This window comes from Aeromonas sp. sif0611, from assembly GCF_019218845.1.
Taxonomy (GTDB): Bacteria; Pseudomonadota; Gammaproteobacteria; order Enterobacterales; family Aeromonadaceae; genus Aeromonas; species Aeromonas media.
Map to the genome: position 1 here is coordinate 57,603 of NZ_JAHUWU010000010.1, position 13,560 is coordinate 71,162.

Annotated in this window: 14 protein-coding genes; 7 read left to right on the plus strand and 7 right to left on the minus strand. The window is 60.0% G+C overall.

All coding sequences use genetic code 11. The features are described 5' to 3' along the window. Positions 1–5 precede the first annotated feature (5 nt). From dnaN to gyrB, 3 genes are read left to right on the plus strand one after another with little or no spacing between them, the layout of a single operon-like run. Positions 6–1,109 carry a DNA polymerase III subunit beta gene (gene dnaN, locus KW824_RS18440; RefSeq protein ID WP_025325184.1) on the plus strand — a complete coding sequence of 368 codons (1,104 nt, stop codon included), beginning with the start codon at positions 6–8 and terminating at the stop codon, positions 1,107–1,109. 2 nt (positions 1,110–1,111) lie between these two features. Next, positions 1,112–2,215 (plus strand): DNA replication/repair protein RecF, encoded by a 1,104-nt coding sequence (gene recF, locus KW824_RS18445; protein WP_005326309.1) that lies wholly within the window; start codon positions 1,112–1,114, stop codon positions 2,213–2,215. Beyond that, positions 2,212–4,623: a DNA topoisomerase (ATP-hydrolyzing) subunit B gene (gene gyrB / locus KW824_RS18450; RefSeq protein WP_042650676.1), complete on the plus strand. Its 2,412-nt coding sequence runs from the start codon at positions 2,212–2,214 to the stop codon at positions 4,621–4,623. The genes recF and gyrB overlap by 4 nt, the downstream gene beginning before the upstream one ends. Positions 4,624–4,742: 119 nt before the next feature. On the opposite strand, the gene KW824_RS18455 is transcribed toward gyrB, so the two are convergent. The 4 genes from KW824_RS18455 to KW824_RS18470 all read right to left on the minus strand — a co-directional run bounded on the left by KW824_RS18455 (position 4,743) and on the right by KW824_RS18470 (position 7,784). Continuing rightward, positions 4,743–5,120 (minus strand): VOC family protein, encoded by a 378-nt coding sequence (locus KW824_RS18455; RefSeq protein WP_218410707.1) that lies wholly within the window; start codon positions 5,118–5,120, stop codon positions 4,743–4,745. Positions 5,121–5,189: 69 nt separating this feature from the next. After that, positions 5,190–5,894 (minus strand): YafY family protein, encoded by a 705-nt coding sequence (locus tag KW824_RS18460; protein ID WP_218410664.1) that lies wholly within the window; start codon positions 5,892–5,894, stop codon positions 5,190–5,192. 65 nt (positions 5,895–5,959) lie between these two features. Beyond that, positions 5,960–6,919 (minus strand): helix-turn-helix domain-containing protein, encoded by a 960-nt coding sequence (locus KW824_RS18465; RefSeq protein ID WP_218410708.1) that lies wholly within the window; start codon positions 6,917–6,919, stop codon positions 5,960–5,962. Positions 6,920–7,013: 94 nt separating this feature from the next. Continuing rightward, complete coding sequence (locus tag KW824_RS18470) at positions 7,014–7,784, minus strand: MBL fold metallo-hydrolase (RefSeq protein ID WP_139751711.1); 771 nt, start codon at positions 7,782–7,784, stop codon at positions 7,014–7,016. Positions 7,785–8,052: 268 nt separating this feature from the next. Here KW824_RS18470 and KW824_RS18475 point away from each other — a divergent pair, with 268 nt between their 5' ends. Continuing rightward, a complete protein-coding gene (locus KW824_RS18475) occupies positions 8,053–8,466 on the plus strand; it encodes an Hsp20 family protein (RefSeq protein ID WP_025325189.1) in 414 nt (137 codons plus the stop codon). 92 nt (positions 8,467–8,558) lie between these two features. Beyond that, entirely contained in the window at positions 8,559–8,999 is a 441-nt protein-coding gene (locus KW824_RS18480) for an Hsp20 family protein (protein ID WP_042650671.1), read from the plus strand. Positions 9,000–9,082: 83 nt separating this feature from the next. Here the strand turns inward: KW824_RS18480 and KW824_RS18485 are convergent, their stop codons facing one another. Beyond that, a complete protein-coding gene (locus KW824_RS18485; RefSeq protein WP_218410666.1) occupies positions 9,083–10,336 on the minus strand; it encodes a valine--pyruvate transaminase in 1,254 nt (417 codons plus the stop codon). Between the two features lie 282 nt (positions 10,337–10,618). On the opposite strand from KW824_RS18485, the gene KW824_RS18490 reads away from it, so the two are divergent. Continuing rightward, complete coding sequence (locus KW824_RS18490; protein ID WP_042650669.1) at positions 10,619–10,852, plus strand: hypothetical protein; 234 nt, start codon at positions 10,619–10,621, stop codon at positions 10,850–10,852. Here KW824_RS18490 and KW824_RS18495 read toward each other — a convergent pair. Then, positions 10,818–11,606: a helix-turn-helix transcriptional regulator gene (locus KW824_RS18495; protein ID WP_182310297.1), complete on the minus strand. Its 789-nt coding sequence runs from the start codon at positions 11,604–11,606 to the stop codon at positions 10,818–10,820. The genes KW824_RS18490 and KW824_RS18495 overlap by 35 nt on opposite strands. A gap of 93 nt (positions 11,607–11,699) precedes the next feature. On the opposite strand from KW824_RS18495, the gene KW824_RS18500 reads away from it, so the two are divergent. Further along, a complete protein-coding gene (locus KW824_RS18500; protein ID WP_043132721.1) occupies positions 11,700–12,827 on the plus strand; it encodes a multidrug effflux MFS transporter in 1,128 nt (375 codons plus the stop codon). Between the two features lie 4 nt (positions 12,828–12,831). Here the strand turns inward: KW824_RS18500 and KW824_RS18505 are convergent, their stop codons facing one another. Then, a complete protein-coding gene (locus KW824_RS18505; protein WP_218410668.1) occupies positions 12,832–13,515 on the minus strand; it encodes a response regulator in 684 nt (227 codons plus the stop codon). Between the last annotated feature and the right edge of the window lie 45 nt (positions 13,516–13,560).

A 13,560-nucleotide genomic window follows, 5' to 3' on the forward strand; every position in this document is an offset into this window, starting at 1 on the left:
CACAGATGCAGCTCGAAATTAGCCGTGAGGCCCTGTTACGTCCTCTGCAACTGGTGTCCGGTGCCCTGGGTGGCCGGCCGACCCTGCCCATCCTCGGCAACGTCCTGCTCGATGTCAGCAATGGCCTGCTGTCGCTGACCGGGACAGATCTCGAGGTGGAGATGATAGGCCAGGTCTATCTCAGCAGCGACAGCCAGGATGGGCGCACCACAGTGCCGGCGCGCAAGTTGCTGGATATCTGCCGCGGCCTGCCGGAAGGGGCGGATATCCGTCTCAACACCGAAGGGGATCGCCTCATCATCCGCTCCGGTCGTTCTCGCTTCAATCTCTCTACCCTGCCGGCGACCGAGTACCCGAACATCGAGGACTGGGAATCCGTGCTCGAGTTCGACATCAGCCAGCTTGAGCTGAAGAAGCTGATCGATGCGACCCAGTTCTCCATGGCCAGCCAGGATGTGCGTTACTACCTGAACGGCATGCTGTTCGAGAGCGAGGGTCATGGCCTGCGCACCGTCGCCACCGACGGTCACCGCCTGGCCACCTGTCGCCGCGAAGTGGTCGGGGAATCGCTGCCCGATCATCAGGTCATCCTGCCCCGCAAGGGCGTGCTGGAGCTGGTTCGCCTCCTGGAGGCGGAAGACAAGCCGGTGCGGTTGCAGGTCGGTCGCAGCAACCTGCGCGCCGCCCTGGATGGCTTCATCTTTACCTCCAAGCTGGTGGATGGCCGCTTCCCGGACTGGCGTCGCGTCATTCCCCGGGGGAGCGACAAGGCCCTGATCGCCGGTCGTGAGGATCTGCGCCAGGCCTTCGCCCGCGCCGCCATCCTCTCCAACGAGAAATTCCGTGGGGTGCGTCTCAATCTGCAGGAAAACCTGCTGCGCATCACCGCCAACAACCCGGAACAGGAAGAAGCCGAGGAGCTGCTTGACGTACAATATGCCGCTGGCGAGATGGAGATCGGCTTCAACGTCTCCTATGTGCTGGACGTGCTGAATACGTTAAAATGTGACCAAATCCGGATCAGCCTGAGCGATTCCATCAGCAGTGCCATTATTGAGGATTTTGACAGCCAAGATGCCCAGTATGTGGTGATGCCGATGCGGATCTAGTCGTGTCCCTGGTCAAACTCCAGCTCAGCGACTTTCGCAACATCCAGCATGCCAGTCTTGCGCTGTCCCCCGGCCTCAATATCCTGGTCGGGTGCAATGGCAGCGGCAAGACCAGCGTGCTGGAAGCCATCCATTACCTCGGTCTCGGTCGTTCTTTTCGTACTCACCTGACCGGGCGGGTCATCCGCCAGGGGGAGAGGGCGTTTACCCTGTTTGCCCAGTGCGAGCTGGAAGGGCGTCAGGTGCCCATCGGGCTTGCCAAGGACAAGGGGGGCGAGACCCAGCTCAAGATCGCCGGGGCCCAGGCCCAGCGATTGGCCGATCTGGCCGAGCTGTTGCCGGTGCAGTTGATCCACCCCGATGGTTTCAACCTGCTGACCGGCGGGCCTCAGGCTCGTCGGGCCTGGCTGGACTGGGGTGTCTTTCATCAGGAGCCGACCTTCTTCTCCCTGTGGGGGCGGGTGCGGCGGCTGCTGAAACAGCGCAATGCGCTGCTGCGCCAGAGCAGCCAGTATCGCCAGCTGGCATTCTGGGATCAGGAGCTGGTGCGGCTCGGGGGTGAGCTGGCGGAGTTTCGCGCCAGTTATTGTCAGGCCATTACCCCCCTGATCAAGGAGATGACGGCGGATTTTCTGCCGGAATTCGACATCAGCCTCGGTTTCTATCGGGGCTGGGAGAGAGAGACTCCCCTCGGCGACTTGCTGGAGGCGGGGTTCGAGCGGGATCGTTCGCTGGGGTACACTGGGGTCGGTCCGCAGAAGGCGGATGTGCGGCTCAAGGCGAACGGGGTACCCGCTCAGGATATTTTGTCCAGGGGTCAGTTGAAGTTGCTGGTCTGTGCCATGCGACTGGCTCAAGGGCTCTATTTGAATCAACATAGCAGCCGTGGCTGTATTTTTTTAATTGACGATTTTGCCTCTGAACTGGATGTCGACAAACGTCGCCTGCTGGCTGCAAGGCTGAAGCAGTGCGCGTCCCAGGTGTTTATCACCGCCATCGATACCGGTCAGCTCGCAGACATGATGGATGCGAGTGACTGCAAGCTGTTCCACGTGGAACAAGGCAAGATCTCCGAAACGTTAGAGAAGGCAGAGAGTAAGCTATGAGTGAAAATACTTACGACTCCTCGAATATCAAGGTGCTGAAGGGCCTGGATGCGGTCCGCAAGCGCCCGGGGATGTATATCGGCGATACGGATGATGGCTCGGGCCTGCACCACATGGTGTTCGAGGTCGTCGATAACTCCATTGACGAGGCTCTGGCTGGCTACTGCTCCGATATTCAGGTCAAGATCCATTCCGACGGTTCCGTCTCCGTGCGTGACAACGGCCGGGGTATCCCGGTCGATATGCACGAGGAGGAGGGCCGCTCCGCCGCCGAAGTCATCATGACGGTGCTGCACGCCGGCGGCAAATTCGATGACAACTCCTACAAGGTATCCGGCGGCCTGCACGGCGTGGGTGTCTCAGTAGTGAACGCCCTTTCTGACAAGCTGCTGCTGACCATACGTCGCAACGGCCACGTCTACGAGCAGACCTATCACCTGGGTGAGCCGCAGGCGCCGCTCAAGCAGATTGGCGACAGCACGGGCACAGGTACCGAAGTCCGCTTCTGGCCGAGCCCGACCATCTTTACCGATACCCTGTATCACTACGAGATCCTGGCCAAGCGTCTGCGTGAGCTCTCTTTCCTGAACTCCGGTGTCTCCATCCGCCTGATGGACGAGCGGGATGGCCGCGAGGCTCACTTCTGCTACGAGGGCGGCATCAAGGCCTTCGTCGAATACCTGAACCAGAACAAGACCCCGATCCATCCCAAGGTGTTTCACTTCACCACCGAGCAGGATGGCATCGGCGTCGAAGTGGCGATGCAGTGGAACGACGCCTATCAGGAAGGGGTCTACTGCTTCACCAACAACATCCCGCAGCGGGATGGGGGCACCCACCTGGTGGGCTTCCGTACCGCGCTGACCCGTACCCTCAACTCCTACATGGATAAAGAGGACTACAGCAAGAAGGCCAAGTCTGCCGCCAGTGGCGACGACGTCCGTGAAGGCCTGATTGCGGTCATCTCCGTCAAGGTGCCGGATCCCAAGTTCTCCTCCCAGACCAAGGACAAACTAGTCTCTTCCGAAGTGAAGACTGCCGTTGAACAGGCAATGGGCGAGAAGCTGGCGGACTTCCTGCTGGAAAACCCGGGCGACGCCAAGATCGTGGTCAACAAGATCATCGATGCGGCCCGTGCCCGTGAAGCGGCCCGCAAGGCCCGCGAACTGACTCGCCGCAAGGGTGCGCTGGACATCGCCGGTCTGCCCGGCAAGCTGGCTGACTGCCAGGAGAAAGATCCGGCCCTCTCCGAACTCTACATAGTGGAAGGGGACTCTGCTGGCGGCTCCGCCAAGCAGGGTCGCAACCGCAAGAACCAGGCTATCCTGCCGCTCAAGGGCAAGATCCTGAACGTGGAAAAGGCCCGTTTCGACAAGATGATCTCCTCGCAAGAGGTAGGCACCCTGATCACGGCACTGGGCTGCGGTATCGGTCGCGACGAGTACAACCCGGACAAGCTGCGCTACCACAACATCATCATCATGACGGATGCGGACGTCGATGGTGCGCACATCCGTACCCTGCTGCTGACCTTCTTCTACCGTCAGATGCCGGAGATCATCGAGCGTGGCTACGTCTTCATCGCCCAGCCGCCGCTCTACAAGGTCAAGAAGGGCAAGCAGGAGCAGTATCTGAAAGACGAAGATGCGCTGCTGCAGTACCAGACCTCCATGGCGTTGGACGGTGCTACCCTGCACGTCAACGAGTCTGCCCCGGCTATCGGTGGCGAGGCGCTTGAGCGTCTGGTCAACCAGCACCGTGCCGTCTCTCACCTGATCACCCGCATGTCCCGCCGCGCCCCGGATGCCGTGCTGACCCAGCTGATCTATCAGCCTGAGTTGAACGAGACCCTGCTGGCCAGCGAGAGCGATCTGCTGGCCTGGTGCCAGGGAATGGAAGCCGTGCTCAACGAGAGCAACCACGGCATCCAGTACCAGATCCAGGTTCGTCGTGACGAAGAGCGCAGTCTGTTCGTGCCCCACGCCGTGGTACGTCAGCACGGTGTCGACCGCGAATACCCGCTCAGCTACGACTTCCTGCAATCCGGTGAATACCGTCAGCTGGTCTCCCTGGGCAAGGAGATCGCCAACCTGATCGAGGATGGCGGTTTCATCAAGCGTGGCGAGAAGGTGAAGCCGGTGGCCAACTTCGTGGAAGCCGTCGACTGGCTGATGGGCGAAGGCAAGCGTGGCATCTACATCCAGCGCTATAAAGGGCTGGGTGAGATGAACCCGGATCAGCTGTGGGAAACCACCATGGATCCGGAAGCCCGTCGCATGCTGCGCGTCACCATAGACGACGCCGTCGGTGCCGACCAGCTCTTCTCCACCCTGATGGGCGATGCGGTCGAACCCCGTCGTGACTTTATCGAGACCAACGCCTTGCGCGTGGCCAACCTCGACGTCTAATCGACTCGGTCAGACAGTAAAAAGCCGCTCCTTGTGAGCGGCTTTTTTGTTTTCAGGGAGAGGAAAAATAGCACGTTCCACGTGAAACATGAAACCACCTTGGTGTTGATAATTCCGACTCAGCCCAGTCCCGGTGCCAGGCAGTAGAGGCGTAGGCGATGGCCATCGGGATCAAGCGCCATGCCGGTATAGCCAAACTCCATCCGGGTCGGCTGCTGGATGATGGTCAGGCCGTGAGCCTGCCATTCGGCCAAGCCCGTATCGACACTGGTTTCGTCGGGCAGTGGGAAGGCCAGCTCCATGGCCCCTGCACTCTGGGTAGTTGCGGGTTCGACGGTGGCGCTGGACCAGAGCGCCAGTTTTGCTCCCGATTCGAACGCGAACATGGCAAAGGTGGGGGACTCCTCTACCGGCGGGCGGCCGAATAGCTCGTGATAGAAGCGGGCGCTGCGCGCCGGATTGGCGACATAGAGAATGGTGAATGGCGGGACTAACAACATGGTGACGCTCCTTGTTTCGGGGAGGGCGCATCTGCGCCGACCCCGTCAGCATGGCGTCACCTGCTGTCAGTTTCTGTCAGCAATGAATTTGGGTTGCGGGATCTGCTGGGTGGCGCGCCACGCTTTCAGCAAGCTCTCTCTGTTTTTGGGATAGCGGCTCTCTTCCTGTTTCATCCAGGTGATGCGATCTACCCGAAAGTGACGAAAGCCCTGGCGCAGCTGGCACCAGGCGACCAGTACCCGCACCTGTTCGAAGTAGCCGAGGGCAAAGGGCCATACGGTGCGCTCCGAACTCTCCTCCTTGAGATTCCGATAGCTCAGGGTTACCTTGCGTTGCTGGCGGATGGCGCTGCGCAGTGGAGCCTCGTCGACGGGGCTGTCGCCGCGAGAGGTGCCGATCAGCAGGGCATTGCTTTGGAGCTGCTGGCGATAGTCGGCGGGCAACACGGCCTCTATCTTGGCCAGCGCGCTGCAGGCAGAGGCACTCAAGGCGCTGTCGCCGTGGGCGACCACCCAGCGCGACCCCAATACCAGCGCATCCAACTCCTCCTCGCTGAACATCAGCGGCGGCAGCATGAAGCCGGGGCGCAGCACATAGCCGATACCCGGTTCTCCCTCGATATGGGCGCCTTGCGCCTGCAGGGTGGCGATGTCCCGATAGAGGGTGCGCAGACTGATGCCAAGCCGGCTGGCCAGCTCTGTGCCTGTGATGGCGTAGCGGTGGCCGCGCAGTAGCTGGAGCAGGGCCAGCAGGCGTTCGGAACGGGACATGGGATGTCTCCTCGGGATTTTTGGTTATCCTGCCATAGCGGGTTGAAAGGGTACAAAGTGCATCATCATGGCTTGTTGCCGCCAAATGCTCGGCGCCACTCGCTGGGAGAGACGGCGAAACGTGCCCGGAAGTGATTGCGCAGGGAGGTGGCGCTCTTGAAGCCAATCAGTTCCGCGATACGCTCAATGGAATGACCGCTCACCTCCAGCAACTCCTGACTGCGCCTGAGCCGCTCCGCCAGCAGCCATTCACCTACCGAAAGACCAGTGGCCTGATGAAAGCGGCGGGTAAAGGTGCGCCGGCTCATCAGGGTATGGGCCGCCAGAGTATCCAGGGTATGGGGTTCGGCCAGATGAGCGCGCAGATGATCGAGCAACTGGTTCATCCTGGTATCGCGGGTGGAGGCGGGAACCGGCTGCTCGATAAACTGGGCCTGACCTCCTTCCCGGTAGGGCGGGATCACCAGCCGCCGCGCCACCTTGTTGGCGATGGCCGAGCCGTAGTACTGCCGCACCAGATAGAGGCAGCAGTCCAATCCGGCCGCGGTGCCTGCCGAGGTGACCAACCCCTCGTCGTCCACATAGAGAGCATTGGTATCGAGTTGCACGGCGGGAAAGCGGCTCATGAAGTCTTGCTCGTACTCCCAATGGGTCGAGGCCCTGCGTCCCTCCAGCAGGCCGGCATAGGCCAGTACATAGGTGCCGAGACAGAGTCCGACCAGCCGGGCGCCTCTGGCTCTGGCGGCGATCAGGGCATCGAGTAGCGCCACGGGCGGCCGAACTGCCGGATCGTGCCAGAAGGGGATGACGATGATGTCCGCCTCGGTCAGCCCCTCCAGCCCATAGGGTGCCTGAATGGTGAAACCTTGTGTCGAATGGGAGTGGATGCTGGCGTCACCACAGCAGAGCCTGAGCTCGAACAGCGGCTGACCCGGCAGGATATCGCCGAAAATGAGGCAGGGGACTGCGCAGTGAAAAGGGCTGAAGTGATCGAAGGTCACCACGGCAACGATGGGGGAAGGCATGGCGTTGGCATCCTCTCTGCGCAGAGCAATCATCATAAGCGTTTGCAGTCGAAAGCCTAAGGGCCATGCTCGATGTTCGGCATGGCCCTGTCAGTTACAGTGAGAGAGCCTCGCCATCCTCCGGCACTCGTACCCGATCCGTCATGCCTCGATCTGTCAGATAGGTGCGCAGCTCCTGGCGTGACAGCACGGCGTGGTTGACCGCTTCCATGTGGCTGGCGATCAGGGTGGCCTGTGGTGCAGCCTGATATACGGCGGCGACATCCTCTTTGCCCATGATGATGGAGCCGAGCCCCGGCACCTGGGCATCGCCGCAGTTGAGGATGATCACCTCGGGCTGGTGCAGTTGCAGGGCCTGTTTCACCTGAGCATTCCAGACCGTATCACCGGCCAGATAGAGACTCGGCTCATCTGGGTGGGAGAAGACCACGCCGCACACTTCACCCATGCGCTCACCCAGTACCGCCATCAGTTGATCGCTGCCGTGCTGGCCACCGGTCTGCTGCAGGTGTATACCGGCAAATTCGGCCTGCTCGCTCAGCAGGCGGACATCCTCAAAGCCACTGGCACGAATGGCATCGGCATCTTTCTGATGTTGTACAAAGAGCGGCAGATGCTTGGGGACCAACGTTCTGGCAGCATCATCCCAGTGGTCAGGATGATCGTGGGTGACAATAACGGCATCCACATCGACAAGCTCATCGATCGGCAGCGGCAGCTCGACCAGTGGATTGCGCAGCTGGCTGTTGGCGGTGCCCTCAAAGCCGGGGAAGGCACCCTTGGCCGAGAGCATGGGGTCGATCAGAAAGCGGGTGCCGGCATAGTCGAGCAGCAGAGTGGCGTTGCGAACCTGGGTAATCTTCATGGGATGGTTCCATATTGGCTGGTGTATATGCAACCCATTATGGGGGGCGGAGCGCGTTGCCATCAGTGGCCCACGGGTCGATTATCATCACTATCGGGCCAACTGGATGGAGCACCTCATAAGTAAAAAATCTTAAAAAAATCCCTTGAAAGGAAAAAGTGAGCCCCTATATAGGTAACAAGGCCGGAACGCTCGACAGAGGTTTCGACCAGGTGCCCGTCCATATGGAGGGCAAACAATTCGTTATCGCTCATAAGAGGGTAATACTATGCGTTCTATCGACTTTTCTCCGCTCTATCGTTCTGCCATTGGTTTCGATCGTCTGGCCAATCTCATCGAATCTGCGGCCAGCAATGGCAATGCCGGTTATCCCCCCTACAACATCGAGCAGCTGGGTGACAACGACTACCGCATCAGCATGGCGGTGGCGGGCTTTACCCAGGAAGAGCTGGAGCTGAGCTTCCAGGAAAATCTGCTGACGGTGAAGGGCAACAAGCAGGCTGACACCGAGCGCCACTATCTCTATCAGGGCATAGCCGAACGCGGCTTCGAGCGTCGCTTCCAGCTGGCCGACTATGTGCGGGTGAAGGGTGCCGATCTGAAAAACGGTCTGCTGCACATCGATCTGGCCCGTGAAGTGCCTGAGGCGATGAAACCCCGCAAGATCGAGATCAACGGCTGACAGCTTGAACTCACAGCGATTTTCAAATTTCCCGGGTGCCGATGACGGGCCTGTGGAGAGTCAAACCTGTTGCTTACTAGAAGGATAGGATTATGCGTAACCTCGATTTTTCTCACCTCTCTTCCAATGCCGTCGGCTTCGAGCGGATGGCCCGCGAGCTGGAAGGTCTGTTCGACCAGAAGGCGGCGGCCTATCCCCCTTACAACATCGAAAAGCGGGAGCATGACGGCTACCGCATCACGGTTGCCGTGGCTGGCTTCGAGCGCGACGAGCTGGAGCTGGAGACCGAAAATGGCACCCTCAAGGTGAAGGGGCGCAAGGCCGTTGCGGCTGGCGAGCGTCAGTTCCTCCATCAGGGGATCGCCGAGCGTGACTTCGAGCTCGCCTTCAAGCTGAGCCAGCACGTGGAGGTTAAGGGGGCCAGACTGGAGCATGGTCTGCTGACCATAGATCTCGCCCGCGAATTGCCGGAGGCACTCAAGCCCCGCGCCATCCCCATCGGCAAACCCGATCAGCTGGCGCTGCCGAGCTAAGCCGGGAATGTCAGGCCGGGGAGCCTGACACCAGAGACGAGAAAGGCCTGCGATCGCAGGCCTTTCTTTTATCTGCAGGCAAGTCAGCTGCCGCGGTAAATGGCGTTGATTTCGTCCGCCAGTATGGCGATGCCGCGTCGCACCAGCTCCTCGCTCTGGGAGTAGTTGAGGCGGATGCACTCCTGACTGTGGCGCCACTCGGGATCGTCGATGCCGGGGAAGAAGTAGTGACCCGGCACTATCAGCAGGTTCTTCGCCTTCAGCCGCTCGTAGAGCGCCTGGCAGTGGATCGGCAGGCCTTCGAACCAGAGCCAGAGGAAGAGGGCACCCTCCGGCTTGTGGATGTGGAAGCGCGGATCGGGAATGGCTTCTCGCAGCAGTTGCACGGCGAAGTCGGCCTTCTGCTTGTAGAAGGGTTTCACCACCTGCTCGCTCAGGGCGATGATCTCGCCGCTCTCTATCATGGGGATGGTGATGGCGGGCCCCAGGCTGCCAGGCGCCAGGTTGATGATGCCGCTCAGGTTGGTGATGGCCTGGATGATCTTCTCGTCGGCGATGACGATGCCGCAGCGGGTGCCCGGCAGGCCCAGCTTGGAGAGGCTCATGCAGAGGATGGTGTTGGCATTCCAGAACGGCTTGGCCTCGCTGAAGATGATGCCGGGGAAGGGCACGCCATAGGCGTTGTCGAGCAGCAGCGGGATCCCCTTGTCGCGGGCGATCTGATCCAGATGCTCAATCTCTTCATCGGTCAGCACGTTGCCTGTGGGGTTGGTCGGACGGGAGACACAGATCACTCCGATGTCATCGCCCACCTCCAGGCTCTCGAAATCCACATGGTATTTGAACTGGCCGTTGGCCAGCTTCTCTATGGTGGGCTTGTAGGCGACGAAGTGATCCTCCGCCAGGGCCGAGTCCGCATAGCCGATGTATTCGGGGGCCAGGGGGAAGAGCACCTTCTTCTTGCGGCCATCGGCGAACTCGCCGGCCAGCAGGTTGAACAGATAGAAGAAGGCATTCTGGCTGCCGTTGGTCAGGGCTATGTTGCGGGCCGAGATGTCCCAGCCCAGCTCTCTCTTGAGCAGGGCGGCCAGCGCCTTGGTGAACCTGTCCTTGCCTTGCGGGCCATCGTAGTTGGCCATGGCCTTGATCAGCTCGCCATTGTCGAGCAGCTGCTTGGCCTCGGTCTGAAAGCGTTCCAGCATGGCGGGGATGGGGGCCGGATTGCCGCCTCCCAGCATGATGGCGTCCGGATTGAGCAGACCCTGATTGAGGTCATCCATGAGTTGGGTAATGCCGGCGTGGCGAGTGAACTTCTCGCCGAACAAGGAGAATTCCATTCGGTGACAGATCCAGAGTCAGTTACGGGGGAGCTAGCACCATATCTCAGTTTAAAAGCAGGTGTCGATCAAAATCATGGGACGTTCCACGTGGAACGGGCTTCGGAAAATGGATGTGGTAAAAATAACCACTTATGGGTTTCAAAATAACCAACAGTATGGTCAGTAATGTCTTAAATGGCATCAAAAATTATTTTACTTAAACATAATCAATTGCTTACATAATTGGCACGACTATTGGAATAACTCTCTGGTCATCTCAACCATACCGGAGCAAGCAAGATGAAGACCCTGATCGCGACCCTGATAATGAGCACCCTGAGCCTGAATGTCATGGCAACTGAAAACCTCAGACCTGAGCTGGATACCGCCAAACTGGGGCAGGAGATGCTTGCCCAGCAGCAGCAGGCATCCCGGGCTGTGGTGCTGGATGCCCTCAGCAACTTGAAGCCACTGGCGCTCGATACCCTGGTGGTAGAAGCTAGCTCGGCTGATGCGACTCACCCCGAGAGTTGAGGTAACGCAGGGGAGTTTGCCCCGTGTGTTGCTTGAAGAAGCTGATGAAGGCGCTGTCGCTGGAAAACTCCAGCGCAGCGGCAATCCGGCTGATGGGCACGGCCTCGGCCAGCAGCTCCATGGCGCGCAACAATCGCCACTGCTGGCGCCAGGCCTGATAGTTCATGCCGGTCTCCTTCATGAAGATGCGACCTATGGTCTTGTCACTGGCACCCACCCGCTCGGCCAGCCGGTTGAGCCGCTCGGGCAGGATGTTGCCCCGCTTTATCTCCTGTAGCCAAGCCCCCAGTCGCGCATCCGTTGGTAGTGGCAGTTGCCAGGTTTCCCGCGGTGCTTGCGCCAGCTCCTCCATGAACAGCGCCAATGTCAGGCGCTGTTCCGCTTCAGGCTTATTCCATGGCCAGAGCGCCATTCGTTCAATGATTTCCCGCAGCAGTGGATTGACTGCCACCACCTGCACGCTGGCTGGCAGCTCTGGCTGTGGCGTGAAGTAAAGGGAGCGATAGGCCACCACACCGCGCATCAAAACCTGATGGGGCACACCAGCCGGCAGCCAGGCCGCCCGGCTGGGTGGCAACAGATAGACCTGGTTGCCCAGCTCTATCGTCATGCACCCGGCCTGGGCAAACAGCAGCTGGTGGCATTGATGCACATGTTGGCCGGAATCATGCCAACCCAGCGCGGAGGCAATGCCGATCACGCCGCCATTCAGGCGGTCGGGGTCGAAAGGGTGATCGGGAAGAATAAAGGCCATATGTCCGATTATTGATGTTTATAGTCCTGGATATTGTAATCAGACATTTAGAATCTCTCTAGAATGGCAACCTCTTATTTAAGGAGATTTGTCATGAACAACAAGTTGCCACCGCTCTGGCTGGTGGTGGGATTGATGATGTTCCCCCAGATAGTGGAGACCATCTACAGCCCGGCGCTGACCCAGATCGCCACCCAGTTCCGGGTGAGCGACGGGCAGGCCTCCCAGACCCTGTCGGTCTATTTTCTGGCGTTTGCCGTGGGTGTCGTCTGCTGGGGTCGGCTCTGTGATTTGATAGGGCGGCGCCCGGCCATGCTGGCCGGTCTGTTGACCTACGGACTCGGTACCTTGCTGGCGTTGCTGGCGACCGAATTTGAAACTCTGCTGCTGGCCAGGATCATCTCGGCCTTTGGGGCCGCCGTGGGATCGGTCGTGACCCAGACCATGCTGCGTGACAGCTACCAGGGCAGTGATTTGGCCAAGGTCTTCTCTGTGATGGGGGCGGCCCTGTCCATCAGCCCTGTGCTGGGGCTGGTGAGTGGTGGTCTGCTGGCCGAGCAGTTTGGTTATCTGGGGGTCTTCAGCGGCCTGATGGTGCTGGCCCTGGTGCTGGGATTGATCGCCAGCTGGCGGTTGCCGGAAACCCGTCCAGAAACCACGACCAGTATTGCCCTGTGGCCACTGGCGTGCCGGATGGCTCGGGATGGTGGACTCTGGCGCAGCGCCCTGCTGGTCGCCCTGTTCAATACCATGCTGTTCGGTTACTACAGCCTAGCGCCCTTTCTGTTCGCAGAGCAGGGGTGGAGTGCCAGCGAGTTTGGTTATTCCGGTGCCGTACTGGCGTTGGCGACCCTGCTCGGTAGCCTGCTGAACAAGCGCCTGCTGGGCAAAGGGTGGCAACCGGCCTCACTCATCCAGTTGGCCGCATCGCTGGCACTGGGAGCGGGTGCTGCAGTGTGGGCGAGTCAGAGTTCGCTCTGGTTCCTGCTGCCCATGATGGGCGTTGTGGTGGCCTACGGTATCGCTATCCCCAACGTATTGAGTCAGGCCTTGCTGGCTTATCGTGAGGTGGCAGGCAGCGCCGGTGCCCTGTTCGGGCTGGCCTACTACCTGCTGCTCAGCCTGGGGCTGGCGTTGGCGGCCGGCTTGCAGGATCTGGGTCTGCTGATCCTTGGCTGTGGTCTGGTGGCCGTACTGTGCAGCGGACGGCGTTCCACGTGAAACATCAGCTACCGATAAAACGGTAGCCGATGCCGGGTTCTGTTTCGATCAGACTGGGTTGCTGGGGGTTATCCCCCAGCTTCTTGCGCAGGCTGGCAATGACGATGCGCAGATAGTGGGTATCTTCCTTGTGGCTTGGCCCCCAGATGTCGTTGAGCAGCTGGGTCTGCATCACCAGCTTGCCGGGGTGACACACCAGGGCCTGCAGCAGGGCGAACTCCTTGCGAGACAGGGAAATCTCTTCATCCTTCATAGTCACCTTGTGACTGCCGGTATCCAGGCTCAGACCACATTGCGGGAAGTGGCGGCATTCGCCGCTGCTGACCCCGGCTCGCTGGCGCAGCAAGGCGCGGATGCGGGCCATCATCTCCCCGATGCCGAACGGCTTGCTCATGTAGTCGTTGGCCCCCGCATCCAGCAGCCGCACCTTTTCCTGTTCCGAATCCCGAGCCGACAGTACCAGCACTGGGTTGGGGTGATGCTCGCGGATGGCCTGCAAGATCTGGATACCATCCCCGTCCGGCAGGCCGAGATCCAGGATCACCAGATCGGGATTGAGGTGGCGATACTGCACCAGCCCTTCGTTGACACCCACCGCCTCGCTCACCTGGTGCCCTTCGGCAATCAGGCTGATCCGCAGAAAGCGGCGAATGGCCGCTTCATCATCTATGACCAGGATATGAGCCATCTAGCCTCCGACGGCGAGTGTTGAAAAGTGGGGCGATATCATCCT

Bases quoted from the DNA above. Each gene is read 5' to 3' on its own strand.
- dnaN (WP_025325184.1), top strand. From the start codon at position 6: ATGCAGCTCGAAATTAGCCGTGAGGCCCTGTTACGTCCTCTGCAACTG.
- gyrB (WP_042650676.1), top strand. From the start codon at position 2,212: ATGAGTGAAAATACTTACGACTCCTCGAATATCAAGGTGCTGAAGGGC.
- KW824_RS18460 (WP_218410664.1), bottom strand. From the start codon at position 5,894: ATGTCCCGTTCCGAACGCCTGCTGGCCCTGCTCCAGCTACTGCGCGGC.
- KW824_RS18465 (WP_218410708.1), bottom strand. From the start codon at position 6,919: ATGCCTTCCCCCATCGTTGCCGTGGTGACCTTCGATCACTTCAGCCCT.
- KW824_RS18470 (WP_139751711.1), bottom strand. From the start codon at position 7,784: ATGAAGATTACCCAGGTTCGCAACGCCACTCTGCTGCTCGACTATGCC.
- KW824_RS18475 (WP_025325189.1), top strand. From the start codon at position 8,053: ATGCGTTCTATCGACTTTTCTCCGCTCTATCGTTCTGCCATTGGTTTC.
- KW824_RS18480 (WP_042650671.1), top strand. From the start codon at position 8,559: ATGCGTAACCTCGATTTTTCTCACCTCTCTTCCAATGCCGTCGGCTTC.
- KW824_RS18485 (WP_218410666.1), bottom strand. From the start codon at position 10,336: ATGGAATTCTCCTTGTTCGGCGAGAAGTTCACTCGCCACGCCGGCATT.
- KW824_RS18490 (WP_042650669.1), top strand. From the start codon at position 10,619: ATGAAGACCCTGATCGCGACCCTGATAATGAGCACCCTGAGCCTGAAT.
- KW824_RS18495 (WP_182310297.1), bottom strand. From the start codon at position 11,606: ATGGCCTTTATTCTTCCCGATCACCCTTTCGACCCCGACCGCCTGAAT.
- KW824_RS18500 (WP_043132721.1), top strand. From the start codon at position 11,700: ATGAACAACAAGTTGCCACCGCTCTGGCTGGTGGTGGGATTGATGATG.
- KW824_RS18505 (WP_218410668.1), bottom strand. From the start codon at position 13,515: ATGGCTCATATCCTGGTCATAGATGATGAAGCGGCCATTCGCCGCTTT.